A 26,513-nucleotide genomic window follows, 5' to 3' on the forward strand; every position below is an offset into this window, starting at 1 on the left:
CCCCACCCCCCTCGGCCTCCTTACCCGCCGTCCGGCGGGGATCCCGGAGAATCCGACGAGTCTCTCGCCGCCCGGCTGAGAGGGGCGTCGGATGTCGAAGTCGCCCATTCCACCGCCCTGCTGATCGCCCGGCACTGGCCGTCGGTCCACTCCTACGCGGTCGTCTGCCTCGCCTCCTCGGCGAACGTTTCCGCCATGGTGACCGCGGCCGCCTTCCACCAGGTCTTCGACCGTCTCACGCTGGGCGAGCCCGGCGTCGCGCTGCGTCCGCTGCTTCTGGTGACCGTGCGGGACACGGTCCGGCGGTGGGCCTCGGAAGAGCGAATATCCGGTGTGCTGCCGGAGTTGCAGAAACCCGCGGGAGGCCGTGGTATGCGGGCGGCCAAGTCCATGACGCCCGAAAACCGCAAGCTGGCCGAGCGCGCATTCCAGGCCCTTCCCGGACCCGCCCGGTGTCTGCTGTGGCACACCGAGGTCGAGGGGGAGCCGCTCGACTTCCCCGCCGGACTCCTCGGCATGGACACCGACACGGCGTCGGCCACCCTCGGGCTGGCCCGGGACAAATTCCGCGAGGGCTGTCTACGGGCCCACCAGGAACTCGCACCGAGCAAGGACTGCCGTTTCTACAACCGTCTCCTCGACGTCCCGATCCGCCGTGGCAGGGCACTGCTGCCGGATGTCCAGCAGCATCTCGCCGAGTGCCGCCACTGCCGGGACGCAGCCGAACAACTGAGCCATTTCGAGGCCGGGTTGGACGTGCTGCTCGTCGAGGCGGTGCTCGGCTGGGGCGCCCGTCGCTACCTCGAGTCGCGGCCGGGCCGCACCCCGCACCGACCGCGTGCGCGCGGTCGGCGTGCCGCCCGGCACTCCGGACGGGGGAGAGGAACGGCACACCATCGCATCCTGGACCGCATTCCGATCCCGACCATGGCGGGCCGCTCCTCGCGGGCCGTGCGCACCGGAGTGGGCATCGTCTCCGCCGCCCTGCTCGGCACCGTCCTCGCCACCAGCCTGTCGTCCTACGACGGCGCCGACACCACGGCCTCCGCCGGCGCCAACGACGACCGCGACTCCGCGCCCGGCACCGGCGCTCAGGCTCCGCCCACCGTGTCCGCCACGCCACCCGGCACCGCCCAACTCCCCACCGCACCTCAGCAGACCAGGCTGCGCAACGCCGCCGCCGACCTGTGCCTCGACCTCCGGGACGGGGCCGAGGCCGGTACCGGGACCGAGCTGGCGGTGTGCTCGGCCGACCTGACCCAGCAGTGGACGTACGAGAACGACGGGCTGCTGCGCAGCGCGGCGGACCCCGACCTGTGCCTGGACTCGCACGCGGACGCCGGTGTCGTCATCCTCGGCACCTGTGCCGCCGCCAGGAGCGAGCGGGGCGACGACGTGCGCTACGACCTCACCGTCCGCGGCGAGTTGCTGCCCCGCTGGGACGAGCAGCTCGCGCTCTCCTCCACTGCCGGTGAACCGGGCGCCGACATCGTCGTCAAGGTCCGTGACGGCTCCACCGCCCAGCGCTGGCTGACCGATCCCGAACCGGCCGACGCCGGCTCCCTGTCGGTCGCGGAGACGACCGATCCGTCCACGCGACCAGTGGGACTGTCGGGCGGTTCCTGATGCCGCGGCATTAGCCGACGATGTCCCGGGGCGCCCGGCCCGCGGTGTCGAAGACGTCGACGCCGCACCGGCCAGGGCGCCCGTCTCGACCGTGCCGCGCGCCGCGCCGGCGATCAGCTGTGAAAGCCCGGCTCCGGCCGGGCGCCCGCCGGCGTGGGGTGTGCCGGCTGCGAGGACGTTCTTCGTGGCGGTCAGGCGGACTCCTCGACGAGGACGAGGTCGGTGGATCCGACGGTGGCGGGCGTGGCGTGTCCGGACAGGGCGAGCGTGAGGTCGAACTCGGCGAGCAGACAGCGGATCACATGCTCGACGCCCGCCTGTCCGTCGAGTGCGAGACCGTACGCGTACGGTCGGCCCACCAGGACCGCCTGTGCGCCGAGCGCGAGTGCTTTGAAGATGTCGTCGCCGGTGCGCACCCCGCTGTCGAACAGCACCGTCAACCGGTCACCGGCCGCCGCGACGACCCCGGGCAGCGCGTCGGCCGCCGCGACGGAACCGGCCACCTGGCGTCCGCCGTGGTTGGACACCACCACGCCGTCCATCCCGGCGTCCGCGGCGGCCCGGGCGTCGTCCGGGTGCAGGATGCCCTTGAGGACGATCGGGCCGTCCCAGTTCTCCCGCAGGAACGCCAGGTCCGGCCAGGTCTTGGCGGGGTCCGCGAACATGCCGACGAAGTGCATCACCGCCGCATTCGGATCCTCGTGGACCGGCTTGGCCAATCCCGCCTGAAAGGCCGGGTCGGAGAAGTAGTTGGCGGTGCCCACGCCGTGCAGGAACGGCAGGTACGCCTGGTCGAGATCGCGTGGCCGCCACGCGAGCAGCGGGGTGTCCAGCGTGACGACCAGCACGCTGAACCCGGCAGCCTTCGCCCGGTTCAGGAAGCTCCGCGTCACCTCGCGGTCCTTCGCCCAGTACAGCTGGAACCAGCGCTCGGCGTCACCCATCGCCTCCGCGACCTGCTCGATGGGGGTGCTGGACGCCGAGGACAGCACATACGGCACGCCCTGCGCGGCGGCGGCCCGGGCGGCGGCCGGCTCGGCGTCCGGATGCATGATCGACAGCACGCCGACCGGCGCCAGTGCCAGCGGGGCGGGCAGCGGGCGGCCCAGCACCTCGACGGACAGGTCCCGCTCGTGTACGTCCCGCAGCATCCGCGGCACGATGCGGCGCCGGTGCAGGGCCGCCCGGTTGGCGCGGGCGGTGCTGCCGTCCCCGGCGCTGCCCGCCACATAGCCCACGGGGCCCGGTCCGAGCCGCTGCTCGGTGAGCTCCTCCAGCCGTGTCAGATCGGTGGGCAGCCGCGGTACGGCTCCCGTCATCCCGTTGAGATAGATCTCGTACTGGAAGTCAGCCCAGTGCCTGGCCATCGCCCGGTCCCCGCCTCTCACCCTCGAGCCCGCGTCGTCCCGACGATACTGGCGAGTATGGGCACGTCCGTCCAGCGTGTGACTCAGGCCCGGACGGCCGACCGGTGCAGGATCCCGGCCAGTTCGCGCGGCCGGGAGAACATCGGCCAGTGACCGGTGTCCATCCGGACCAGCTCCCAGCTCTCACTCTTGAGCAGCTCCTGTACGGCGTCCATCGGTTCGTCCCTGTCGAGCAGGCACTTGATGTACGTCGCCGGCAGCTCGCCCAGCGGGCGGGACAGGGCGGCCGGTTCGGTGAGCGAGGCGCCCGGGTGCGGGGTGGAGCCGTCGACGATCCGGGCGACCTGATCAACCGTCAGGTCCTGGCCCGCGTAGTCGTCCGCGGTGAGTGGTGGCCAGAAGCCGCCGCCCGCCTCGATCGACGCCCGCACATGGTCGCTCGGTCAGCCGGAGAGGAACGACTCCCCGTCGACGGGCACGGTGGAGTCGACGAACACCACCCGGGCCAGCCGGTCCCCGATCCGCTCGGCTGCCTGGCCGACCGGGATGCCGGAGTAGCTGTGCCCGACGAGCACGACGTCCCGCAGATCGAGGCGCTCCACCTCGTCGACGATGTCCTGGACGTGTCTTTGCTGCCCGGCCGGCACGTCCCGCTTCTCGGCGAGACCGGACAGCGTCAGCGGATGGACGCCGTGTCCGGCCGCCCGTAGCTGAGCCGCCACCTCGTCCCACGCCCACGCGCCCAGCCACGCACCTGCCACCAGTACGAAATCGGTCATGGTGGCAAGGTAGCGGCAGGGTCCGACAACGGTCCGGCGATCAGTCCGCGAGCTGCGCCTTCTCCCGGACCGACGCGCCCTCGGTGCTCGCCCCGGGACCGGCGATCGGCGGCACCGGCACGTCCACCGTCCGTGCCAGCCGCGCACCCTGCGGCCCGTACACCGCCCGCGGCTCGGGGAACAGCCGCAGCAGCGTCAGGAACAGCACCGCGGCCACGGCCAGCGACAGCGGCAGGCCGATGTCGACACCGTTCGCCAACTCGCCGAGCGGGCCCACGAACTGGCCCGGGATGTTGGTGAACAGCACACCGACGACGGCGGACACCCACCAGGCGGTCGTACCGCGCCAGTTCCAGCCGTGCGCGAACCAGTAACGGCCGCCCCGCTGGCGGCGGTTGAACACCTGGAGCGCCTCCGGGTCGTACCAGCCGCGCCGGGTGTGGTAGCCGAGGATCATCACGACCATCCACGGTGTGGTGCAAGTGATGATCATCGTGGCGAAGGTGGAGATGGACTGCACGATGTCCAGCCCGAACCGGCCGACGAAGATGAACGCGATCGACAGCACACCGATCAGCACCGTGGCCTGCACCCGGGACAGCCGCGGGAACACCGAGGAGAAGTCGAGCCCGGTGCCGTACAGCGCCGTCGTGCCGGTCGACAGGCCGCCGATCAGCGCGAGCAGACACACCGGCAGGAAGAACCACGAGGGCGAGATCGCCAGCAGCCCGCCCACGAAGTCGGGAGCGGCCGGATCGACGTACTCCGGCGCTTTGTTCGCGATGATGCTCGCGGTCGCCAGGCCGAAGACGAACGGCAGCAGCGTGGCGATCTGCGACAGGAACGCGGCACCGACCACCCTGCGGCGCGGGGTACTCGCCGGGATGTAGCGCGACCAGTCGCCGAGGAACGCCCCGAACGACACCGGGTTCGACAGCACGATCAGGGCCGCGCCGATGAACGACGGCCAGAACAGCGACTGCGTCGCCGTGTCCGCCGAGTCCGTGAAGACGCCCGCGTACGACGGGTCGAAGTCGCCGGCGAAGGCGATCGCGCCGAGCAGGAACAGCGCGCTCGCCGAGGTCACGGCGATCTTGTTGACGAACAGCATGAACCGGAAGCCGTACACGCACACGATCAGCACCAGCCCGGCGAACAGGGCGTACGCCAGTGCGTAGGACACGTTGCCGCGTTGCAGGCCGAACAGCCGGTGGGCGCCGCCGACCAGGGCGTCGCCGGAGCTCCACACCGAGATGGAGAAGAACGCGACCGCAGTCAGCAGGGACAGGAAGGAGCCGACCACACGGCCGTGCACGCCGAGGTGGGCGGATGAGGAGACGGCGTTGTTGGTGCCGTTGACCGGCCCGAACACCGCCATCGGGCACAGGATCAACGCGCCCGCGACGACTCCGAGGAGCGTGGCTGCGAGGCCCTGCCAGAAGGAGAGGCCGAACAGGATCGGGAAGGCGCCGAGCACACAGGTGGAGAACGTGTTCGCGCCGCCGAAGGCGAGCCGGAACAGGTCGAACGGGGTCGCGGTGCGTTCCGCGTCGGGGATGCGGTCGACACCGTGGTTCTCGACCTCGGTGAGCGGCGGGGGAGGGGTGACTGCTGCGGGATCAGGTACGGGGGACACGAGGGCTCCAGCGAAGCGGCGGCGGTGGAGCGCGGGTGGCGCGGCGGGACGGCGGTGGGCGCGCGGGGTGGCGCGGTCGGGGGAACGGCCGTCGGTGCCGCGGGGTGTGCGACGTGGGCGGATGCCGTCCTCGGTGGGTTCGCCGACGGTACGGCGCCGGGGGCGTCCCGAACCAGAGGACGGTTCATCCATCTTTCGTGTCCGTCATGGATGATTCGGCCACCGCGGGCGGTCATTCGTCGTTCGTGGTGGTGTCCTCCGTGTCCTCCGTGTCCTCCGGGGTCTCGGCGTCCGGTCCCTGCGCCCGTACGCGCTGGACGTGTTCGAGGGAGTCCCGCAGTTCGGCCAGCCAGTCGTCGGCGTGCCGCTGGACCAGACGCACGCACCAGGCGAGGGCGTCGCTGCGGCTGCGGGCGACGCCGCCCGCGATCAGGGTGTCGAGCACCTGGCGTTCGGGCTGCCGCAGCCGGGTCATGACGGGTGCTGCCACATGCGTGAACAGCGCGCGCCGCCCGCCGCACTCCACGCCCCATGACACCTTCCGGCCGAACCGGTGCTCGGCCTCGCGGGCCACCGCCATCCGGTCCTCCCGGGTGCGTTCCCGGAACTCCTCGATCCGGCCCTGTACGGCCGCGTCCCGTTCGGCGGCCGAGGCGTCGTCGGCGAGCCGGGGTTCGGGGATGCGGCCGATCACGGTGATCTCCTCGCGGTCGACCGTCACGTCGGTCACTTCCTCGAAAAGGTCGTCGGGCAGCCGGCCGGCGAACCAGCCGCGCAGTTTCTGTTGCTGCTCTGTCGTAATCATGTAATGACGATTACTCCGTCGCAGCATGAACACAAGGGGTCGGGACGGAGTCCGCCGAGAGCTCAATCGGAATGTTTCAGGCCGATTAAACAGCCTGGGTAATCCGGCCACCCGGCCGTCCGGGACGATCACGAACCGCCCGGATCGGCGATTGGAACGTTCGAATTCCGTGACTTCACGCCACTGATTCAACACGCAAGGTTACTGAAATCCATGGGGTCGAGGTGAGTTTCGGCGGCGGACTCGGCAGACTCGCGCTCGCCGATCCGGCACCGACCGAGCCCGGGTCCGGCACCTCATCGAATCGAGCGGAAGGATGCACACAATGCGGAACCCCGCGCGCTGGGCAGCGACCCTCGGCCTCACGGCCGCCGCCGTCTGCGGACCCCTGACCGGAGCCGCGCACGCCACGCCGCCCACCGCCCCGGCCACGCTCTACGCCCCGTCGGCCCTGGTCTTCACCGTCGCCCACGGCGAGACCGCGGCCACCGTCACCCCGGAGCGCGCGGTGACGCTGAGCTGCGCCCCGACGCCGTCCGGCACGCACCCGAACGCCGTCGGGGCCTGCGTCGAACTGCGGGGCGCGGACGGGGACTTCGACGCCCTGGAAACCAGAACGGGCGTGTGGTGCACCCGGGAGTACGACCCCGTGGTCATCCGGGTGAGCGGCGTCTGGCAGGGCGAGTACGTCTCCTATGAGCGCACCTTCGCCAACGAGTGCGTGAAGAACTCGTACGGGACGAGCGTCTTCGCGTTCTGAGGGACCGGGATCGCACGGTCCCCGTGCATGCCGTGAGCGGCCCGCAGCTGGGGAGTGCGGGCCGACGTCGCGGGGCCCCTGCGGTCTCGCCCCAGGGGTCGGCGGGCGGAGTGGGGCCGCCCGCCGACCCCGGGGATCACTCCCCGGACGGACCCTGGGTCCGGTCGCGGTGGCTGGTGTCGCACCAGGGGTAGCGGCGGCTGCGGCGGCAGGTGCACAGGGCGACGCGGAAGCGGTCGGAGGTGACGGTGGTCCCGTCCTCCAGCTCCACTTCCACCGGGCCCTCGACCAGGACGGGGCCCTGGCGCTGGACCCTGATCCGGCGCGGCGTGTCAGAGGGGGAGTTCGGCACGGACGACCACCAGCTCTTCCTTGTCATCGGCGGCGGACAGCAGTCCCCGTTCCCGTAGCCAGCGCTCCCGTTCGCGCAGCACCGGGCCGAAGGCGATCCGGCACCGCCGGGTCACCGTGGCCTTCAGGCCGGACGCGCGCAGCCGTTGCAGTGTGCGGTCCGGATCGCTGAGCGCCGAGTGGACGACCAGCAGAACTCCTCCCGGGCGCAGCAGGGCAGGCGCCTCCCGGCAGATCCGGTCCAGGACGAGCCGGCCGTCGCGGCCGGCGTCCCAGGCCCGCGCCGTACCGCGTGGCTGCGGGCTCCCAGGGGGTGCGGGAACATATGGCGGGTTGGCCAGAATCAGGTCGAACCGCAGGCCGCGCACGGGGGCGAAGAGGTTTCCGTGCCGGACCCGGACCGGCAGCCCGGCCAGCCAGGCGTTGACCCGCGCCGCCCACACGGCCCGCCACGACACGTCCACGGCCGTCACCCGGTTGCCCCGCCGCGCGGCCTGAAGGGCCAGCGCCCCGGTGCCGGTGCCCACGTCGAGGACCTCCGCACCCGGCGGGAGCGGCTCTTCGGACAGGGCGTCGGCCAGCAGGGCGGTGTCCTCCTGAGGGATGTAGACACCGGGTGGTACCAGAGGCTTCACGCCGCCCAGGTACCCCGGCATTCAGGAAATATGGGAGGTATCGGAAGGCGGCAGGGGTGTGCGCAGCGACGACCGCCCGGCACGCCATGCGGTGAGCAGATGCTCGGCGAACCGGTCCTCCACCTGTCCGGTCGCATCGACACCGAAAGCGACGTCGGGCGCGAGGTGCGGCTCCTCGGCCAGCAGGCCGCCGATGACGTCGTGCCGTACGACCTGCTCGTGGACCGCGTCGGCCTCGACGTGCTCGTCGTAGAAGTGCTCGGCGGCCGGTCCGGCCCCGGTGCGGCGCATCGCCTCGGCGAGCCGCCGGGAACCGGGCGACGAGGTGACCTCCACCGCGGCGAAGTGGCCGACCAGCGCGCCCCGCAGGGCCCGGTGCAGGCCGAAGAGGGACATCAGGTTGACCGTGCCCAGTGCCTGAGCCGACGCCGCGTCGACGTAGTGTCCGTACGACGTGTCCAGGCCCAGGTCCGTCATGAGGTCGGCGAAGAGACGGGCATGCACCCGGTCGGGGCGGCCGCCGCCGTACTCGTCGAACTCCACCGCCGCCATCGCCGCCTTGGCCCGGCCCCACAGCCGGGGCAGCACCCAGGCGTGCGGGTCGGCCTCCTTGAGGTGGTACACGGAGCGCTGGGCCGCGTACTCGCGCAGCTGCCACAGCTCGCCCTCGTCGCGCAGGTAGTGGGTCACGCCCGTGCCGCCGACCGGTTCGACGAGGAGCTCCGCGAGTGCCTCCTCGACCGTGTCGTGCGTGGGGGTGTCGGCGCGCAGTGCGGACAGGAAGCGGTGCTCCAGCGCCGCGCGGGTGCGCAGCAGGTCGGGGTCCCATTCACGGTCCGCGGGTACGCCCTCGAAGCCCCGGTAGTGCAGTTCGTAGCAGAGGTGGAGGGCGAGCTGGAGGTCGTCGCCGTACGCGGCCGCGGTCGCGACGTCCTCGTCGTGCGGCAGCGGGCCCGTCCGCCGGAGGTACGCGCCGACAGCGGCGGAGACCGGGCCCCGGGAGGACGGGAGACGTGGCCCTTCGCGCTGCTTCATGCGGGCCGAGTACCCGAGCGGCACGCGGTGTCCCCTCCGAGTGGAGCCGGCCGTTGCGGTACTCCGGGCACACATGAAGGCACTGGTGATCAATTGCACGCTCAAGCAGTCGCCGGAGCCCTCCAACACGGAGGCGCTCGCCCGGGTCGTCGTCGAGCAGCTGGAGAAGGAGGGCGTGGAGGTCGATGTCGTACGGGCCGTCGACCTGGACATCGCGCCGGGCGTGACCAGCGAGGTGCGCGACGGCGACGCCTGGCCGCACGTCCACGACAAGCTGCTGGACTCCGAGATCCTGGTCATCGCCTCGCCGACCTGGCTCGGCCGGCCCTCCTCCGTGGCCCAGAAGGTCCTGGAGCGGATGGACGCGATGCTCTCCGAGACGGACGACGAGGGCAGGCCGGTCGCCTACAACCGGGTCGCCGGCGTGGTGGTCACCGGCAATGAGGACGGCGCGCACCACGTCATCAGCGAGATCTCGGGCGCGCTCGCAGACCTCGGCTGCACGATCCCGGGCCAGGCCTGGACCTACTGGCACCTCGGTCCCGGGCCCGGCCCGGACTACCTCGACGACGAACGCGGCCGCGAGTGGTCCCACCGCACCGGCCGGGCCATGGCCGCCAACCTCACCGCGGTGGCCCGGGCCCTGACGGAACGGCCCGTGGGGGCGCCGCCCGGGTAGGAGTGCGGGCGCCCGGCCCATCGTGTCGGCCGGGGGAGCCGACGGCCGAAGGTCCAGCCCGTGCCGGGGACTTGGTCCGGTCATTCCCCCTGGGACTCCTCCTGAGCTTCGGTGTTGGGGGTGATGGCCTCCCCGGCCTCACCCCTGTGACTGCGCTGCTCCGCCGAGTCGCGGGTGCGGTGCTCGGCATCCTGGACCTCGCGCAGGATCTCCTCGATCGCGTTCTCGGGCTTCTCCTCGGGCTGCTCGGCGTCCGGCTTCTCCTCGGGCTGCTTGGCATCCTCGGACACGGCGTGATTCCTCCTTCAGGGCCGTTTCAGGGCGCGGCGGACGCGACGCGCAGCGGCACCGGGCCCGGGGCAGGGGGCTCCTCGCTGAGCCGGCAGACCTCGGCCCACCAGGCCGAGCCGTCCTCGATGTGGCGTAGCAGCACGCCCTCACGGATCGCCCACGGGCAGATGGTGACCGTCTTGAGCCCGGACAGCTTCATCGCCGTGTGCCCGACCACCGCGCCGGCCAGGCTCTGTTCGGCACGCGGCGCGGAAATGCCGGGGAGCAGTGCCCGCTCCTCGGCGGACAGCGACGCCAGCCGGACCACCGCCGCCCGCAGGTCCGTGCGGTGCATCCGGCGGTCCGTGAAAGGGCCGTGCCGCCCCGGCGCCGCACCGCACAGCCGGCCCAGCTGCTGGAACGTCCGGGAGGTGGCCACCGCGGTGTGCGGTCCCTCCCAGCGGATCCGCGCCGCGACGTCCCGCAGTTGATGGCGGACCTTGCGGCGCAACGCCCGGACCTGCTCCGGCGTCGGCGGATCCTGCCCCGCGAGGAACTCGTGGGTCAGCCGTCCCGCGCCGAGCGGAAGCGACGCCACATAGTCGGGCAGCCGCCCACGGCCGAACGCCGCTTCGAGCGAGCCACCGCCGATGTCCAGCAGCGCGAGCGGCCCCGACCGCCACCCCATCCAGCGCCGCGCCGCAAGGAACGTCAGCTCGGCCTCCACCTCGCCCGGCAGGGTGCACAGCTCCACTCCCGTCCGCGCCCGGACGCGGCGCAGCACCTCCAGGCGGTTCGGGGCGTTGCGGACCACGGCGGTCGCGAAGGCCAGCGGGGCCGCAGCGCCCCACCGCGCCGCGGTCCGGCTCGCCTCGGCCACCGCGTCGACGAGCCGTACGACGGACTCCTCGGGGACCACGCCCCCGGGCTCGACCTGCTGGGACAGCCGCAGGCGCCATTTGGCGGTGTGGACGGGCAGCGGCACCCCGCCCTCCGCATCCGCCACAACCAGCCGGACCGTGTTCGATCCCACATCCACCACGCTGAGTCGCATGGACTGGCGGGTACCCGATTACGGCCCGGAACAACGGAGTCCGCTGCCTACGCGCCCCCGAAGTGCGCCGATGCGACGGGAGGAGCCGCCGCCCCGGCCGGTCACGCCAACTGGCGCCGCACCAGCTCGTGGAGCCGGCCGCCGGTGTCCGCGAGCAGCTGTGCCGGCGGGCCCTGCTGGGCGACCTTGCCGTCCTCCATCACGATGACGCGGTCGGCGTCCAGCACCGTCGACAGACGGTGGGCGATGACGATCCGGGTGGCGTTGAGGGCTTTGGTGCTCTCGATGACCTTGCGCTGGGTCTCGTTGTCCAGGGCGCTGGTCGCCTCGTCGAAGAAGAGGATGCGCGGCCGGCGGATCAGCGCCTGCGCGATCATCAACCGCTGCCGCTGGCCGCCGGAGATCGCCCCGTTGCCCGCGACGATCGTGTGCAGGCCCATCGGCATGCGCTTGATGTCCTCGGCGAGCCCCGCCATTTCGGCCGCCGCCATGGCCTCCTCCGGCGTGTACGGCTCGGTGCCGCAGATGACGTCCAGGATCGAGCCGGTGAACGGCTGCGCGTGCTGGAGCACCACCCCGCACTGCCGCCGTACGGCCGACTGGTCGAGCGCCGCCAGGTCCTGGCCGTCGTAGAGGACACTGCCGGAGACCGGCTTGTCGAAGCCGATGAGCAGGCGCAGCAGCGTCGACTTGCCGCAGCCGCTGGGGCCGACGACCGCCACGAACTCGCCGGGCCGCACCTCGAAGGACACGTCGTCCAGGACCAGCGGGCCGTCGTCGGAGTACCGGAAGGACAGCCGCCGCGCCTCCACGGCCCCGGTGAGCGGACCGGGCCGGGTGCTGGCCGTGCGCACCTCCGGCGTCGCCTGCAGCACCGGCTTGATCTGCTCGTACAGCGGCAGCGCGGCGACCAACGACACGAACGCGCCGGTGATCTGGGTGACCGAGGTGAGCAGCATGGTCACCGAGGTGTTGAAGGCGAGGAAGTCGGCGGCGGACATCGCGCCCCGCGCCGGGCCCGCGAGCAGCATGAACATCAGCAGCGAGCACAGCGGGAGATAGATCGCGCCGAGCACCGTGGTGAGGTTCTTGATCCGGCCGAGGCGCTGCTGCAGCTCCCGGCTGCGGGCGAACTCGCTCGCCCAGGCGGCGTAGGCGTAGTTCTCGGCGGCCGCGACCCGCAGCTTGGGCAGGCCCCGCAGGGTCTGGAAGGCCTGGTTGTTCAGCTTGTTGGTGAGCACTGTCAGGCGTCGCTGCCAGCGCACCTGCCACAGCCCGAGGCCGAGGAAGACGGCGGCGATGACGACCAGCATGCCGATCGCGGCCAGCGCCATCGGGACGCTGAACCAGAGCAGCAGCCCCAGGTTCATCGCGCCGACGGTGACCGACTGGGCGACCGTGGGCCCGACGCCCGCGAGCAGCCGGCGGATCGCGCTGATGCCCATGGCGGCACTGGCCAGCTCGCCGGTGGAACGCCCGGTGAAGAACTTCGTCGGCAGCCGCAGCAGCCGGTCCCACACGGCCGGTTGGAGCGTGGCCTCGATCCGGCCCTCCAGGCGCAGGATGGTCATGTTCTGCAGCAGCATGAAGGCCGCCGCGACGACACTGCTGACCATCACCGCCAGGCACACCTGCGTGATGAGCCCGGCCTGCGCCTTCGGTACGAACTCGCCGAGCACCTTGCCCGTGGCGATCGGCACCAGCGCGCCGATGGCGACCGTCACCAGCCCGCTGAGCAGCAGCCCGGTCATGTCGCCGCGCGTGCCCCGCAGGCAGAAGCGCAGCAGGCCCAGCGGGCCCAGCGGGCGTTCGGGAAGCGGCCGGTAGAACATCACCGCGCGCGGCTCGAACTCCGCCGCGTTGGCCTTCTCGACCGGCGTCTCGCGCCCGGTCGCCGGATGCACCGCCACATAGCCGCCGCGCCGCCACAGCAGTGCGACCGGCGCCCCGGACAGGGCGCGGTGGCCCACCAGCGGGCCGACGTTGTCACGCCACCAGTTGCCGTCCAGCCGTACCGCGCGGGTGCGCACGCGTGAGGCGAGGGCGATGCGCTCGACCGGGTCGAGGCGGTCGCTCTCGGTGCCGCCGTGCCCGGGGTCGGCGAGGACGATGCCGGCCGCGCCCGCGACCAGCTTGCAGGCCGCGTACGTGGCGTCCGCGTCGGCGGCCGTCGTGCGCTTGCCCGACGACTTGCCGATCGAGGCGAGCAGGGTCCGGTCGGCCTGGGCGCGTACCTGCTCACCGGCCTTGATGCCGGCGGCCGTGCGTGTCTCGTGGGTGCGCTCCAGCTGTTCGATCCAGCGGTCCAGCGTGGTCAGCAGGCGGTACTGCTGGTCGACCATGCTCTGCCAGAGGGCCGGGTCCATCAGCAGGTCGGCCGCCGCCTCCGCCCCGTACAGGGAGCCGTACTGCACGCTGCCGGGCGGCACCTGCATCCAGAAGACGTCGTCGTCGGTCATCTCCGCGGCGCGCTCACCGGCGGTCGGCGCCTGGAAGAGGATGGACAGGCCGCGGCCGACGCCCAGGGCGAGGGCGTACTCCAGCGGGCTCGACGTGGGCGGTACGTACTGGGGGTTGCCGTACTCGTCGTACGACCAGGTCTGGGTGACGGCGGGCTGGTACAGCTCGCGCAGCCCGATGCGGTGCACGACGCAGTCCCGCACGGGGCGGGCGATCAGCGTGTGCTGCGGTCCCGCGACCGGGCCGAGCAGCAGCGAGCCCGCCTCCAGTCGGCCGAGGTGGTGCCAGTGGCCCTGCTGTGCGGCGTCGACCGCGAACAGGTCGAGGGCGCCCGCCGCGATCAGCCACAGCACCTGTGGACCCTCGAGGTCCAGGCGGCCCAGCCCGGCACAGTCGATCGGTGTGCCCAGCGAGCCGAGCGCCCCGAGGACGTAGTCGTCTTCGTGCACGGACGTCATCTCACCGCTCCCTGACCAGCGCCGCGTACGCCCCGCCGCGCGCCACCAGCTCGTCGTGCCGCCCGCGCTCCACGATCGTGCCGTGCTGGAGTACGACGATCTCGTCGCTGTCCCGCACCGTGCTGAGCCGGTGTGCGATGACCACACACGCGCAGCCGCGCCGGCGCAGGTTGTCCATGACGATCAGCTCGGTCTCGGCGTCGAGCGCGCTGGTCACCTCGTCGAGCACGAGGATGCTGGGCCGGCGCACCAACGCCCGGGCGATCTCCAGGCGCTGGCGCTGCCCGCCGGAGAAGTTGCGGCCGTCCTGCTCGACCTTGCTGTGGATGCCACCGGGCCGGCGCATGACGACGTCGTACAGTGCCGCGTCCCGCAGCGCCTCCACCACGGCCTCGTCCGGGATCGACGGGTCCCACAGCGCCACGTTGTCGCGCACCGTTCCCTCGAAGAGGAACACGTCCTGGTCGACGAAGGAGACGGAGGCCGCGAGCGAGCCGCGCGGGATGTCCTCCAGGCGCTGCCCGTCGATGCGGATCACGCCCTCCCAGGGTGTGTACAGGCCCGAGATCAGCCGGGAGACGGTCGACTTGCCGCTGCCGGAGCCCCCGACGAGCGCGACCTGCTGCCCCGGTCCGACCGTCAGGTCGAAGCCGGTGAGCAGCGGCTTGTCCAGCGGGCTGTAGCCGAAGGTGATGTTCTCCAGCTCCACGTGACCGTGCAGCCTGCGGGTGGAGTCGCCGCCCGCACGGTCGTACAGCGGGTCCGTGCGGAAGTTCTCGACGTCCTTCAGGCGGGCCACGTCGGCCGCGAAGTCCTGGATGCGTCCCGCGACGCCGTTGAGCCGGGTCAGCGGCGCCGTGAAGCGGGTCACCAGCGCCTGGAAGGCGACCAGCAGACCCACCGAGATATGGCCCTCGATCGCGCGCATGCCGCCGATCCACAGGATCAGTGCGCTGTTCAGCATCGCAAGGGTCGGCGCGACCACGCCCAGCCAGGCGCTCGGCACGCCGAGCCGCTGCTGCTCCTCCAGCGTCGTGGCGTGCTGCCCGGCCCACTTGCGGAAGTAGCCGTCCTCGCCGCCGGTCGCCTTCATGGTCTCGATCAGCTGGAGCCCGGTGTACGCCGTGTTGGTGAGCCGGGCGTTGTCCGCGCGCAGCTTCGCCGTACGGGTCGCGCGCAGCCGGATGACGACCCGCATGGCGACGATGTTCAGCAGGGCCACGCCGATGCCGACGAACGTCAGCTGCGGGTCGTAGGTGTACAGGAGCACGGCGTACAGCACCACGACCACCGCGTCCACGCCTGCCGCCGCGAGGTCGCGGGCGAGTGTCTCGGCCACGGCGTCGTTCGACTGGAGGCGTTGCACCAGGTCGGCGGGGCTGCGCTGGGAGAAGAAGGTGACCGGCAGCCGCAGCAGATGGCGCAGGAAGCGGGCGCTGGACAGGGTCGAGGAGATGATGCGCCCGTGGTGCAGGTTGGCCTGTTGCAGCCAGGTGAGGATCAGGGTGAGCAGCACACAGGCGCCCATGGACGCGAACAGCACGTCCAGCAGGGACGTCTGGCCGCCGATCAGGAACATGTCGATATAGGTACGGCTGAGCGCGGGCACGGCCGCGCCGACCAGGACCAGGAGCAGACTCGCCAGGACGGCGGCGGGCATCGTGCCGGCGGTGCCGCGCAGCCGGGCGGGCATCGCGCCCCACACGCCGGGCTTGCGCCCGCCCCGCGTGAAGTCGTCGCCCGGCTCCATCGTGAGGACGACGCCGGTGAAGCTGCCGTCGAACTCCTCCATCGGGACGAAACGGCGGCCCTTGCCGGGGTCGTTGATGAACACCCCGCGGCGGCCGAAGCGACGCCCCATGCCGTCGAAGACGACGTAGTGGTTGAACTCCCAGAACAGGACGGCCGGCGCCTTCACCTCGGCGAGGGCGGCCAGGTCCATCTGCATGCCCTTGGCCGTGAGGCCGTAACTGCGGGCCGCCTTCAGCAGGTTGCTGGCGCGCGAGCCGTCCCGGGAGACGCCGCAGGCGATGCGCAGCTCCTCCAGGGGGACGTGCTTGCCGTAGTGGCCGAGCACCATCGCGAGGGAGGCGGCGCCGCACTCCACGGCCTCCATCTGCAGGACGGTGGGGGTGCGCACGGTCTTGCCGCGGCTCTTGGGGATCTGACGCTTGGGCGGGGCGGCGCGGCGTCTGCCCCGGGTCTCCTGGGCGGTGGTCACGGCAGCAGCCAATCGACGGGACGCTGATCGGCCAGCCGGATCGAACCCGTGGCCATGGTCATGGAGGTGAGGGTGTAGGGCGGCCCGTCCGCCGACGACCACGTGTAGCCGCTCTTCGTGCCGGACGACTTGTCCAGGCGGACCAGCACCGCGACCGGGCGGCCGTCCTTCGTGAACTGCTCGCCCAGCTGGCTGTCGCCGAGGAACGCGGCGATCTGCTGCGCGGACTGGGGAGAGCGGTCCACCGACTTCACATGGCCGCGCAGGACGCCGTACTCCTGGGTGGGGACCGTCTGCACGGTCAGGTCCACGGCCGCGTTCGCGGGGATGGAGCTGGCGTTCTCCGCCGGGACGTACACCGTGGCGTACAACGGGTCGTCCGCGTCGGCGACCTTCTCGACGGCGGCGACGTTCGCGCCGGTGGAGATGATCTGGCCGATCGTCGCGGCCAGTGCGGTGAGACGGCCCGCGGCGATGGTGCGGACCACCGTCTCGCCCTCGGCGGTACGGAGCTTGAGGACGGGGGAGTTCGCGGGCAGCCGCTCGCCTTCCTCGGCGAGGATCGCGGTCACCTGGCCCGCGACGGGGCTCTGCAGGATGTAACTGCCCTCGCCGTGCGTGAGGATGGCGGGCGCGCTCACGGTGGAGGTCACCGAGCCCGTCACGGCCCACACGGACGCGGCGGCCATCGCGACCACCGTCACGGACAGCACGAGCCAGCCCTGCGGGCGGGCGAGGCGCACCGGAAGGTCGAGTTCCTCCGGCGACTGGAGCTTGGCGAGGGCCTGTTGGCGGAACTGCACGGAACTTTCCCTCACCGGGTGGACTGCATGACGGCATCCGAAGAGTCCCGGAGCCGGGATACGGCTCCGGGACTCAACGGCACTGGGGTGCGATCAGAGACCGGCGACCAGGCTGGTGACCGGGGCGGTGTTCAGGCCGGTCACGCCCTCGACGGTGCCGACGACCGTGTCGACGGTGGCGGAAACGGGAGCGATGCCGTCCAGGGCGCCGGTCAGGGTGTTGACCGCGTTCACCGAGAGGCCGCCGGAGACGTTGTCCAGCTCCGCGTCGGAGATCTCGACGGTCTCAACCTGGGGGGTGGAGTTCATGATGGAACTTCCCTTCGTATGGATATCTCACAAGGGGGGAGCGGCCCCCTCTGAGGACAGATGGACGGCCGCGACCGCGGGGGCCGAGCACCCCTTCCGGGGCGCCCTCACGGACCTCGCGGTGCGATGGATCAAAGCACGCGGCGACCACGGGCTTCCAATCAATCACCCGTCTCACCAGGTCACTTGAGTCCCATCGGCCGCGATCCGTGCAGGCGCGCGCACGCGTTGTCGGCAGCTTCTTCACAAGCCGCACCGCATCGGCCCGTCCGGGCCCCTTGCCGCCCGGGCGGCGAATCCGGCACTCCCGCCCCAAAGGAGTGTCCGGGGGCGTGCGATTGTGCAGATCCGCCGTTCCCGGTGACTTGGTTGCGCATTGGATGTGCAGATTCCCTGAAGCTGGGATTCCGCTCACTGTTCGGAACGGACCGTTGTCGACCGGTCACGGATCGTATTAGCCCAGGAGGGCATAGACAGTGCTCGCGCGTGCCGCGAGTTCACCCGTCCGTTCGGCGGTCATGGCGATGTCGGCGAACGCCATGCGGCGGCCCAGCTTGGTCAGCACCGCCTCGATCAGGACATCCGAATCCGTCACCGCGCGCTGGAAGGACGTCGACTGCTGCACCGTCGTCATCGGTACGAAGGCGCCCAGCGCCGCCGAAACGGCGATCACGGTCGTGGTGTCGGCGGCCGCCATCAGGGCCTGCCCGGACAGCGCGCCGCCCTCCCGGGCCAGCCGCTGTGACCAGGGCATGCGCAGGACGGCCCGCTGGTCGCCCAACTCCTGTACGGACAGGCCCAGCTCCAGCACCCAGGGAGCGAAGTTGGCGGTGAGGATCTTGTCGGCTTCGGCGGTGGTCATCGTCATATGGGGGATTGTTCCCGGCGCGCGTCGGCCGCGCGCGGGCCATGGCTGATTCACGCCGTCCACGGCGCATTGCGAACCGGAATTGAACGTCCCGCGCGCCCCATGCGTACCAGTGGCCATCCAGGCGCCCCCCAACAGCTGCTGAGACGGCGGCACAGACCCCGTCCTTCAGGAGGTCGAGAAGTCTTGAGTCACAAGCGAATTCCGAAGCGCAAGGCCGCGATTGCGGCGGGCAGCGTGGCGGCGCTCGGAGCGGCGGCACTCCTGCTGCCGAACGCCAACGCGTCCCAGGACGGCGCCGAGGACACCACCGCCGCCCCCAAGACCCTGAAGGCGGGCGACGCCTCGGACCTCGCCGGCCAGCTCGCCGGGCTGCTCGGCGACGCCTTCGCCGGCTCGTACTACGACGAGGACAGCCAGCAGCTCGTCATCAACGTCGTCGGGGACAACAACCAGCTCGTCGTCCAGGCCAAGAAGGCCGGCGCCGCGGTGCGCCAGGTCGACAACAGCACGGCCGAACTCCAGTCCGCCACGCAGACCCTGAAGTCCGAGGCCACCATCCCGGGCACCGCCTGGGCCGTCGACCCCAGGACGAACAAGATCCTGGTCACCGCCGACAGCACGGTCACCGGCGAGAAGTGGGACACCCTGGAGTCGACCGTCCAGAGCCTCGGCTCGGGCATGGCGACCATCCAGAAGTCGGCCGGCACCTTCAAGACCTTCGCCTCGGGCGGCGACGCGATATTCGGCGGCGGCTCCCGCTGTTCACTCGGCTTCAACGTGACCGCGGGGGACGGCAGTCCGGCCTTTCTGACCGCCGGTCACTGCGGAGTCGCGGTGGACCAGTGGTCGGACAGCCAGGACGGGGCGCCGATCGCCACCGTCGACCAGGCCGTCTTCCCCGGCGAGGGAGACTTCGCGCTCGTCAAGTACGACGACCCGGCCACCGAGGCACCGAGCGACGTCAACGTCGGCGGCGGGCAGACCGTCCAGATCCTCCAGGCCGCGGAAGCCACCGTCGGCCAGGAGGTGTTCCGGATGGGCAGCACCACGGGCCTCGCCGACGGCACGGTCACCGGGCTCGACGCCACCGTCAACTACCCGGAGGGCACCGTCACCGGGCTCATCCAGACCAACGTCTGCGCCGAACCCGGCGACAGCGGGGGCTCGATGTTCACCCAGGACGGACTCGCGCTCGGCCTGACCTCGGGCGGCAGCGGCGACTGCACGGTCGGCGGCGAGACGTTCTTCCAGCCGGTCACGACGGCCCTCGAGGCGGTCGGCGCGACACTGGGCGCGGGCGACGCGGCCGGTGGCGGTGAGGCCGGTGGCGAGGAAGCCGGTGGCGGCGAGGTCGGCGGTGAGGAAGCCGGCGGCGAGGAAGCAGGTGCCGGTGAGGAAGCCGGTGTCGGTGACCAGTCGGGTGCCGGAGTGGAGGACGGCTCCGGGCTGACCGAGACGCCCTGATCCGTACGCACCCGTCAGTTGTGGTCCGGCCCTCCGGCGGGAGGGCCGGACCGCCCCGTTCGTACGCCGCTCAGCCATCCCCCCGCGCCCGCAACAGCAGCAGCGCCACGTCGTCGATCCGCTCCTCCGCGCCCGCCTCGCGCCCCACGAGCACGTCGGCCAGCTCGTCCAGCGGCCGGTCCCCGGCCTCGCCCAGGCGCCGCCCCAGACCGGCGAGCGCGTCCTCGATGTCGACGCCGGGGGATTCGACGAGTCCGTCGGTGTAGAGGGCGAGTACCGAGCCGGGCGCCAGGTCGACCTCCGTCGTCGGATACGTCGCCGAAGCGTCGATCCCCAGCAGCGGACCGCCCGCGAGGTCGAGCACCCGCACCCGGCCGTCCGGCCGCCTCAGCAGCGGCGGCGGATGCCCGGCCCGGGCCATCACGGCCCGCCCGCGCCCCGGATCGAGCCGCAGATACAGACAGCTGGCGAACAGGTCGGACCCGAGGTCGATGAGCAGCCGGTTGGTGCTGCGCATGACCTCCTCCGGCGCCTGGCCGACCGTCGTGTAGGCACGGACGGCGGTACGGATCTGCCCCATCAGCCCGGCCGCGGTCACGTTGTGCCCCTGCACGTCCCCGATCACCGCCGCCGCCAGGCCTCCGCTCTGCACCAGGTCGTAGAAGTCGCCGCCGATGTCCATGCCCCGGGTGCTCGGCAGATAGCGCGCGGCCGTGTCGATGCCGGCCAGCGGCGGCAGCGAGGGCGGCAGCAGCGCCGCCTGCAGCCCGTGCGCCAGCTGGTGTTTTGCGTCGTACAGCAGGGCCCGTTCCAGCGCGAGGGCGATCAGCCCGCTGAGACTGGACAGCACCGCCTTCTCGTCCGCGGCGAAGACGCGCGGTTCGGGATAGGCCAGGACGACGGTGCCCACCGGGCGTCCGGAGGCGATCAGCGGCAGATACGCCCACGCGGCGAAGCCGTCCGGGGTCGTGTGCCGGACCGGGTACAGCCGCTCCAGTTCCTCGCGGGACTCGAAGAACGCGGGTACCCCGCTGTTCAGGGCATGCGCGCCCGGCGTCGGCTCGCTCAGCGGCATCCCGTCGAACCGCTCCACGATGTGCGGGTCGGCATACCCGCGGTGCCCCAGCACATGCAGCCGGCCCGCCCGGGAACCGAGCACGACGAGGGCCTGGCTGCCCACGGCGGGGGCGATCTCGTCGGCGACCAGCTGCACCACGTCCTGCACCGTCACCGCCTGGGTCAGCGCGCCCGCCAGGGTCAGCACCTGGGAGATGGTCACCAGCCGGGACGGCGATCCGCCGGCCCGCGGCAGTACCCGGCCCATCTCCGACACCCCCCGGGCCCGGCTGACCCGGACGCTCAGCCCTGTCGTACTCGGATACAGGCGGAACGACAGCCACTCGCCCGGCGGCCGCAGCGCCACGAACGACGTGGGCTGCTGGCTGATCAGCGCGGCCCGGTAACGGTCCTCGTACACGGGGTCGTTGAGCCAGGGCACCGTCGCCCACAGCTGGGTGCCGAGCAGCCGGCTGACCGGAACCCCGATCAGCTCGGCGGCGGCCGCGTTGCCGAAGGCGATACGCCCGTGCAGATCGAGGGAGCACAAGCCGTACGGCAGCCGTGCCACCATCCGCGCCGCCTCGACCGAGCCGAGTGTGCCGGCCACGCCCCCGGTGGGCGGCGCGGCGAGCAGATCGGGCTCCGGCATCACCGGGCGGCTCTCGTCCGCGGCCCGCGCCAGCCGTACCGCGAGCCGTTCGCAGGCCGCCGTCAGGTGCTCGCGCTCCCGGTCGGACAGCTCGTGCGGGTGCGAGCCCGGCCAGGTCACGAACACCGCCCCGTACACGGCGGCCCCGGTGGCCACCGGCAGCGCGGCGAGCGCGAACGGATACGGCAGGACCACAAAGACGCGCGGATAGCGGCGGGCCATCTCCTCGTCGCCGGGGACCCAGATCAGCCGCCGCTCGCGCACGGCCTCGGCGACCGGGATCGGGGCGCTCAGCCCCACCCGCTCCCAGGGCGCGGCGAAGGCCCGCGGCAACCCTGCCATGACCGCCATCTCCAGCACCGGCTCGTCGGCCGCGAGCAGATACACCGCGCCGGAGTGGGCGTCGACGCCGTCCATCATCGTGGCCAGCGCCAGCGACAGCAGGGGGCTGCCCGCCGGGGCCCTGCGGGCCGCCGGTGCCTGGCCGTCGGGCACACCGACCACCTCCTCGCAGCGCCACGGCACGGGACCCAGGCTCCAAATCTCCCTCGTCGGTGCCCACCGCGCACGGCGAACGGTCCCCGGGCCGGTCCCGCACGGTGCGTGCTCGGGAGCGCGCACGGGTCACGGGGGGCTGCGCGGACGCACCAGAAGCGCTGTAATACGGACGTGGTCAGTGAGGGCGGCACGGGACGCGGAACGAGAGTGCTGCGTGCCGGGGACGCCCTCACCGCGCTCATGGCCGACCCGGACTCCCCCGAGCGCAGGCAGCGCGTGCTCGAACTGGCGCTCGTCTTCGCGCGGGCGACCTTCGCCGCCGCGTACACGAGCGGTGAGGACGGCGACCTGCTGTGCCTGGCCGATTCGGCCGGTGTGCCCAGGACGCTGTACGGCCTGCGCGACAGCTATCCCGTCGCCGGGCGCTCCCCGGTGGCCGAGGCCCGTCGCACGAAGCGGCCCGTGTGGCTCGGGCCGGGGGATCTCGCCGACCGTGCGGAGGCACGCCGTACCCCGTCGCGGGACTTCTTCCTGGCCGCCCTGCCCGCGTACCGGGGCGACGACGGTGTCTGCCTGCTCGCCGTGAGCGAGCGGCGGGACGGTTTCGACGCCGAGGACCGCAAGTGCCTGGAGCTGTTCGCCGACGCGGTCGCCGCCCACGCCCCGGCCGAGCCCGCCGAGGGCGGCGAGCTCCCGCCGGGCGCGTTCAGCCTCGCCATGGACAGCGGCCGCGTCGAGGTCGGCGACGACATCCTGGAGCTGTTCGGCCTCACCCGCGACGAGTTCGACGGCAAGGTCGAGACCCTGCTCGGCCTCACCGTCCCGGAGGATCTGCCCTCGCTGATGTCCGTGGTGGAGGCCGACCACATGTCCATCGGCGACCGCGAGCTGGAGTTCCGGGTGCTCCAGCCCACCGGCCCACCGAAGTGGCTCAGGCTGCGCGGCCGGTTCCTGCCCGGTGGGGACGGCCGGCCCGCCCGGCTGGTCGGCACCGTCGCCGACGCCTCCACGCTGCGCGCAGAGGTGACCGACGTCGCCCGCATCCAGCGGCTGGCCGCCGCCCTGGCCACCGCGGGCACCGTCCGCGACGTCAGCCAGGCCGTGGTCGCCGCCCTGCGCCGACCGCTGCGGGCCGACCGGATCGCGCTGGCCGAACTGGAGCACGACCGGCTCGTCGTCACCGTCCTCGACCCGCCCGAACCCGAGGCCTGGCCCGAGCTGTGGCGCCTGGAGTGGCGCAGCGAATGGCCCGACGCCCCGGTACGCGCCATGCCCACCCTCGCCGGCGCCCTGCGCGAGGGCCGGGCCCAGATCTGGCCGGCCGGAACCCCCCTGGAACCCGCGCTCGCCGACGTCGGCCCCGGCGGCCTGGCCGTCCTGCCGCTGCCCGCCGGCAACCGCATGGCCGGTGCCTGTCTGATCGGCTGGGACCGCCCGCACGACTTCGGCCCCGACGAACGCGCCCTGCTCACCGCCTCCGCCGGCCTCGCCGGGCAGGCCCTGATGCGCGCCCACGCCTTCGACGCCGAGCACGAACTCGTCGGCATGCTCCAGCGCCAGCTGCTGCCGCGCCGCCTGCCCAAGCTCCCCGGCGCGGTCGCCGTCGCCCGCTATCTGCCCGCCACGGCCGGCCTGGAGGTGGGCGGCGACTGGTACGACGTCATCCCGCTGCCCGACAACCACGTCGCCCTCGTCATCGGGGACGTCCAGGGCCACAGCGCCGCTGCCGCCACCCTCATGGGCCAGATGCGCACCGCCATTCGCGCGTACGCCGTGGAGGGACACCCGCCGGACGTGGTGGTCTCGCACGCCAACCGCCTCCTCGTCGACCTGGAGACCGACCTCTTCGCCACCTGCGCCTACGTCGACGTCGACATGGAGGAGGGTTCCGCGTGGTGCGTGCGCGCCGGACATCTGCCTCCCGTCCTGCGCCACCCCGACGGCAGCACCCACATCGCCGAGGCCGAGGGCGGCCCGCCGCTCGGCGTGGTGGCCCAGGCCGACTTCCCGATGAGCCCGCTGCGGCTGCAGCCCGGCACGCTGGTCGCCCTGACCACGGACGGCCTCGTCGAGTCCGCCGACGCCGACATCGACGAGGGGATGGAGGGGTTCGCCCAGGCGCTGGGTGCCGCCGACCCCGCGCACCTCGGCCTGGTCGCCGACGCCCTCCTCGGCAACGCGCACCGCGGCGACGACGTGGCCCTGCTCCTCATGCGGTACGACGGCATGGCCGTACGTCCGCGGCGCGAGACCTGGACCGTCTGGCGGCTCCCGGAGGCCGTGCGGCACGCCCGCCGCTTCACCCGGCGCACGCTGCGCGCGTGGGGCGTGACCGAGGAGGCCGACGCCGTCCAGTTGGTCGTCTCCGAACTCGTCACCAACGCCCTCGTGCACACCGACGGCCAGGTCCGCCTCGACCTCACCCTGGTCAACAGCCGGCTGCGCGTCGCCGTGGCCGACACCTCGCCCCGCAGCCCCGTGCGGCCGACCAGCATCGGCTGGGAGGCGACGGGCGGCCGCGGTCTGCTGCTGGTGGAGGCCATGTCGGCGGACTGGGGGACAGTGCCCGTCAGCGGGGGCAAACAGGTCTGGAGCGAGATCACCCTGAACCGCTGACGCCGCACGTGCCGACGCAGGCCCCCCGGGTGCACCCCCCCGAACGGGGTGTTTCACGGCCTGCCGGTGCTCAGTACCGCCCCGGCGCGGGATAGACAGCACGGCGGGACGGTGCGGGCGGCGCTCGGAGGTGGCGGCAGGTGGCAGGAGGCGACGAGGCGGCGGCCGGGCGCCGCCCCACTCCCCGGGGGGCCCGCCTCGCCGCCGCGGCGGACGCCCGTCTGCCGGTCTTCGAAGGCGGCGGCCTGCTGCGCAAGGCGTTCCCCCACCACTGGTCGTTCTTCCTGGGCGAACTCGCCCTCTACAGCCTGCTCGTCATCCTCCTGACCGGCGTATGGCTGACGCTCTTCTTCAAGCCGGAGATGACCGAGGTCGTGTACGACGGCTCCTACACGCCCCTGCGCGGCGTGCCCATGTCGGCGGCCTTCGACTCCACCCTCCAGATCAGCTTCGACGTACGCGGCGGCCTCCTCCTGCGCCAGGTGCACCACTGGGCGGCCCTCGTCTTCCTCAGCGCCATCGGACTGCATCTGCTGCGGATCTTCTTCACCGGCGCCTTCCGCCGCCCGCGGGAGATCAACTGGCTCATCGGCGTCACGCTGTTCGTGCTCGCCCTCGCCGAGGGCTTCGCCGGCTACTCGCTCCCCGACGACCTGCTCTCCGGCACCGGGCTGCGCATCGCGCAGGGCATCATGCTGTCCATCCCCGTCGTCGGGACGTACCTCAGCATGTTCGCCTTCGGCGCCGAGTTCCCCGGCGAGGACATCGTCACCCGGCTCTACGTCCTGCACGTCCTGCTGCTGCCCGGCGCGCTGATCGCCCTGGTCACCGTCCACCTGATCCTGGTGTTCCACCTCAAGCACACCCAGTGGCGCGAACCGGGCCGCACCCGGCGCAACGCCGTCGGCAAGCCGTTCTTCCCGCAGTTCACGGCCTCCTCGGCAGGCCTGTCCCTCATGGTCTTCGGCGTGCTCACCCTGCTCGGCGCAGTGGCGCAGATCAACCCCGTGTGGATGTACGGCCCGTATCGCGCCGACCTGGTGTCGACCGGCGCCCAGCCCGACTGGTACGTCGGCTTCCTGGAGGGCGCGCTGCGTCTCGTACCGCCCTGGGAGACGACCATCGCCGGGCACACCCTCATGTGGAACGTGCTGCTCCCGGCGGTCGTCCTGCCGGGGCTGCTGTTCCTGGTCCTGTACCTGTATCCGTTCGTCGAACAGCGCCTGACGGGGGAGTGGGATCAGGAGCAGCACCTGTGCGACCGGCCGCGGGAACGCCCCGTCCGCACCGGCCTCGGTGTCGCGGGCCTCACCTTCTACGGCGTCCTGCTGCTGGCGGGCGGCAACGACGTCGTGGCGTTCGCCTTCCGGGTCTCGGTGAACGCCCTCACCTGGGTGCTGCGCATCGCCCTGGTCGTGGCGCCGATCCTCGCGTTCATGCTGACCCGGCGGTTGTGCCACGCCCTGCTGCGCGCGGAACAGGAACGGCTGCGGGAGGGCTTGGAGACGGGTGAGGTACGGCAGACCGTCGAAGGGGCGTACGAGAGCGACCACCGCCCACAGCGCACGTTCCCGCCCGGAGCGCCCCGCCCGCCGCTCACTCCTGCGGACCGGCGCCCCGGCCCACGTACTGGAACACGAGCCCCAGAACGCCCCGGGCCAGCACCGCGCAACCGATGAGGAACAGCCACAGGCCGTACACCACGCCCAGGGCGGTGACCGTGAACCCGGCGGCCGTGACGATCGGCCACGGGCTGTCGGGCGGGAAGAACTCCAGCGGCCCGCTCCCGTCGGCCACCTCGGCGTCGCGCCGGTCCTGCGGCCGCCGCCCCTTGCGCCGGTACTGGACGGCGCTGAAGAAGGACACGACGGCCGCCATCAGGAACGCGATCACCAGCACCGCCGACCCGGCCGGCTCCTCGGACCAGAAGCCGTAGAGACCGGCGATGCCCGCGAAGAACAGCGCGACGCCCCCGAACAGCAATGCCTCGGTCTTCATCGCTCCACCTCTCCCTTCCTGGGCGGCCGTTGCCTGGCGATCTCCGGATGGTGCAGATCGAAGGCGGGCGACTCCGAGCGCACCCGGGGCAGCGCCGTGAAGTTGTGGCG

Annotated in this window: 21 protein-coding genes and 1 pseudogene; 6 read left to right on the forward strand and 16 right to left on the reverse strand. The window is 72.2% G+C overall.

What is annotated here, in order from left to right; genetic code table 11:
• On the forward strand, window positions 1-1,626 hold a 1,626-nt coding region (locus tag StrepF001_RS41420; RefSeq protein WP_129803246.1), incomplete at its 5' end, for an RICIN domain-containing protein.
• Between the two features lie 191 nt (window positions 1,627-1,817).
• Here StrepF001_RS41420 and StrepF001_RS41425 read toward each other — a convergent pair.
• From StrepF001_RS41425 to StrepF001_RS41440, 4 genes and pseudogenes are all read right to left on the reverse strand, one after another.
• Entirely contained in the window at window positions 1,818-2,993 is a 1,176-nt protein-coding gene (locus StrepF001_RS41425; RefSeq protein WP_129803247.1) for a lactate 2-monooxygenase, read from the reverse strand.
• An 83-nt stretch (window positions 2,994-3,076) separates the two neighbouring features.
• A pseudogene (locus tag StrepF001_RS41430) lies at window positions 3,077-3,772 on the reverse strand (alpha/beta fold hydrolase).
• Between the two features lie 40 nt (window positions 3,773-3,812).
• Window positions 3,813-5,600, reverse strand: a complete 1,788-nt coding sequence (locus StrepF001_RS41435) for a cytosine permease (RefSeq protein ID WP_240797940.1) — start codon at window positions 5,598-5,600, stop codon at window positions 3,813-3,815.
• 40 nt (window positions 5,601-5,640) lie between these two features.
• Entirely contained in the window at window positions 5,641-6,213 is a 573-nt protein-coding gene (locus StrepF001_RS41440) for a hypothetical protein (protein WP_129803248.1), read from the reverse strand.
• A 325-nt stretch (window positions 6,214-6,538) separates the two neighbouring features.
• Between StrepF001_RS41440 and StrepF001_RS41445 the strand changes: the two genes are divergently transcribed.
• A complete protein-coding gene (locus StrepF001_RS41445) occupies window positions 6,539-6,973 on the forward strand; it encodes a subtilase-type protease inhibitor (protein WP_129803249.1) in 435 nt (144 codons plus the stop codon).
• 136 nt (window positions 6,974-7,109) lie between these two features.
• Here StrepF001_RS41445 and StrepF001_RS41450 read toward each other — a convergent pair whose 3' ends face one another.
• From StrepF001_RS41450 to StrepF001_RS41460, 3 genes are read right to left on the reverse strand one after another with little or no spacing between them, the layout of a single operon-like run.
• Window positions 7,110-7,325: a CDGSH iron-sulfur domain-containing protein gene (locus tag StrepF001_RS41450; RefSeq protein ID WP_129803250.1), complete on the reverse strand. Its 216-nt coding sequence runs from the start codon at window positions 7,323-7,325 to the stop codon at window positions 7,110-7,112.
• Complete coding sequence (locus StrepF001_RS41455) at window positions 7,306-7,980, reverse strand: HemK2/MTQ2 family protein methyltransferase (RefSeq protein ID WP_129803251.1); 675 nt, start codon at window positions 7,978-7,980, stop codon at window positions 7,306-7,308. The genes StrepF001_RS41450 and StrepF001_RS41455 overlap by 20 nt, the downstream gene beginning before the upstream one ends.
• A complete protein-coding gene (locus tag StrepF001_RS41460) occupies window positions 7,981-8,994 on the reverse strand; it encodes an iron-containing redox enzyme family protein (protein ID WP_129803252.1) in 1,014 nt (337 codons plus the stop codon).
• A gap of 73 nt (window positions 8,995-9,067) precedes the next feature.
• On the opposite strand from StrepF001_RS41460, the gene StrepF001_RS41465 reads away from it, so the two are divergent.
• Window positions 9,068-9,673, forward strand: coding sequence for a flavodoxin family protein (locus StrepF001_RS41465; RefSeq protein WP_129803253.1), 606 nt, complete (start codon window positions 9,068-9,070; stop codon window positions 9,671-9,673).
• Between the two features lie 80 nt (window positions 9,674-9,753).
• Here the strand turns inward: StrepF001_RS41465 and StrepF001_RS41470 are convergent, their stop codons facing one another.
• From StrepF001_RS41470 to StrepF001_RS41500, 7 genes are all read right to left on the reverse strand, one after another.
• The gene (locus tag StrepF001_RS41470; protein ID WP_129803254.1) at window positions 9,754-9,963 is read right to left on the reverse strand and encodes a hypothetical protein; all 210 of its coding nucleotides are present in this window, start codon (window positions 9,961-9,963) and stop codon (window positions 9,754-9,756) included.
• Between the two features lie 26 nt (window positions 9,964-9,989).
• Window positions 9,990-10,997, reverse strand: a complete 1,008-nt coding sequence (locus StrepF001_RS41475; RefSeq protein ID WP_129803255.1) for a Ppx/GppA family phosphatase — start codon at window positions 10,995-10,997, stop codon at window positions 9,990-9,992.
• Window positions 10,998-11,098: 101 nt separating this feature from the next.
• Window positions 11,099-13,915, reverse strand: coding sequence for an NHLP bacteriocin export ABC transporter permease/ATPase subunit (locus StrepF001_RS41480; RefSeq protein WP_129803256.1), 2,817 nt, complete (start codon window positions 13,913-13,915; stop codon window positions 11,099-11,101).
• A gap of 1 nt (window position 13,916) precedes the next feature.
• Window positions 13,917-16,136, reverse strand: coding sequence for an NHLP family bacteriocin export ABC transporter peptidase/permease/ATPase subunit (locus StrepF001_RS41485; protein ID WP_129803257.1), 2,220 nt, complete (start codon window positions 16,134-16,136; stop codon window positions 13,917-13,919).
• Window positions 16,133-16,939: an HlyD family efflux transporter periplasmic adaptor subunit gene (locus StrepF001_RS41490; RefSeq protein WP_129803258.1), complete on the reverse strand. Its 807-nt coding sequence runs from the start codon at window positions 16,937-16,939 to the stop codon at window positions 16,133-16,135. Before StrepF001_RS41490 ends, StrepF001_RS41485 begins: the two co-directional genes overlap by 4 nt.
• Before the next feature lie 93 nt (window positions 16,940-17,032).
• Window positions 17,033-17,248 carry a type A2 lantipeptide gene (locus StrepF001_RS41495; protein ID WP_129803259.1) on the reverse strand — a complete coding sequence of 72 codons (216 nt, stop codon included), beginning with the start codon at window positions 17,246-17,248 and terminating at the stop codon, window positions 17,033-17,035.
• A gap of 454 nt (window positions 17,249-17,702) precedes the next feature.
• Window positions 17,703-18,116 (reverse strand): PaaI family thioesterase, encoded by a 414-nt coding sequence (locus tag StrepF001_RS41500; RefSeq protein WP_129803260.1) that lies wholly within the window; start codon window positions 18,114-18,116, stop codon window positions 17,703-17,705.
• A 186-nt stretch (window positions 18,117-18,302) separates the two neighbouring features.
• On the opposite strand from StrepF001_RS41500, the gene StrepF001_RS41505 reads away from it, so the two are divergent.
• Window positions 18,303-19,583: a S1 family peptidase gene (locus StrepF001_RS41505; RefSeq protein WP_129803261.1), complete on the forward strand. Its 1,281-nt coding sequence runs from the start codon at window positions 18,303-18,305 to the stop codon at window positions 19,581-19,583.
• A 70-nt stretch (window positions 19,584-19,653) separates the two neighbouring features.
• On the opposite strand, the gene StrepF001_RS41510 is transcribed toward StrepF001_RS41505, so the two are convergent.
• The gene (locus StrepF001_RS41510; RefSeq protein ID WP_129803266.1) at window positions 19,654-21,795 is read right to left on the reverse strand and encodes a SpoIIE family protein phosphatase; all 2,142 of its coding nucleotides are present in this window, start codon (window positions 21,793-21,795) and stop codon (window positions 19,654-19,656) included.
• Between the two features lie 165 nt (window positions 21,796-21,960).
• On the opposite strand from StrepF001_RS41510, the gene StrepF001_RS41515 reads away from it, so the two are divergent.
• Both StrepF001_RS41515 and StrepF001_RS41520 read left to right on the forward strand, forming a co-directional pair.
• The gene (locus tag StrepF001_RS41515; RefSeq protein WP_165396547.1) at window positions 21,961-24,405 is read left to right on the forward strand and encodes a SpoIIE family protein phosphatase; all 2,445 of its coding nucleotides are present in this window, start codon (window positions 21,961-21,963) and stop codon (window positions 24,403-24,405) included.
• A 221-nt stretch (window positions 24,406-24,626) separates the two neighbouring features.
• A complete protein-coding gene (locus tag StrepF001_RS41520; RefSeq protein ID WP_240797941.1) occupies window positions 24,627-26,084 on the forward strand; it encodes a ubiquinol-cytochrome c reductase cytochrome b subunit in 1,458 nt (485 codons plus the stop codon).
• On the opposite strand, the gene StrepF001_RS41525 is transcribed toward StrepF001_RS41520, so the two are convergent.
• On the reverse strand, window positions 26,002-26,403 hold the full coding sequence (locus StrepF001_RS41525; protein ID WP_129803264.1) for a cytochrome c oxidase subunit 4: 402 nt from the start codon (window positions 26,401-26,403) through the stop codon (window positions 26,002-26,004). The two genes, StrepF001_RS41520 and StrepF001_RS41525, sit on opposite strands and share 83 nt — an antisense overlap.
• Window positions 26,404-26,513 lie beyond the last annotated feature (110 nt).

Origin of the sequence: Streptomyces sp. F001, from assembly GCF_004187715.1 — a bacterium.
Lineage (GTDB): Bacteria > Actinomycetota > Actinomycetes > Streptomycetales > Streptomycetaceae > Streptomyces > Streptomyces flavusporus.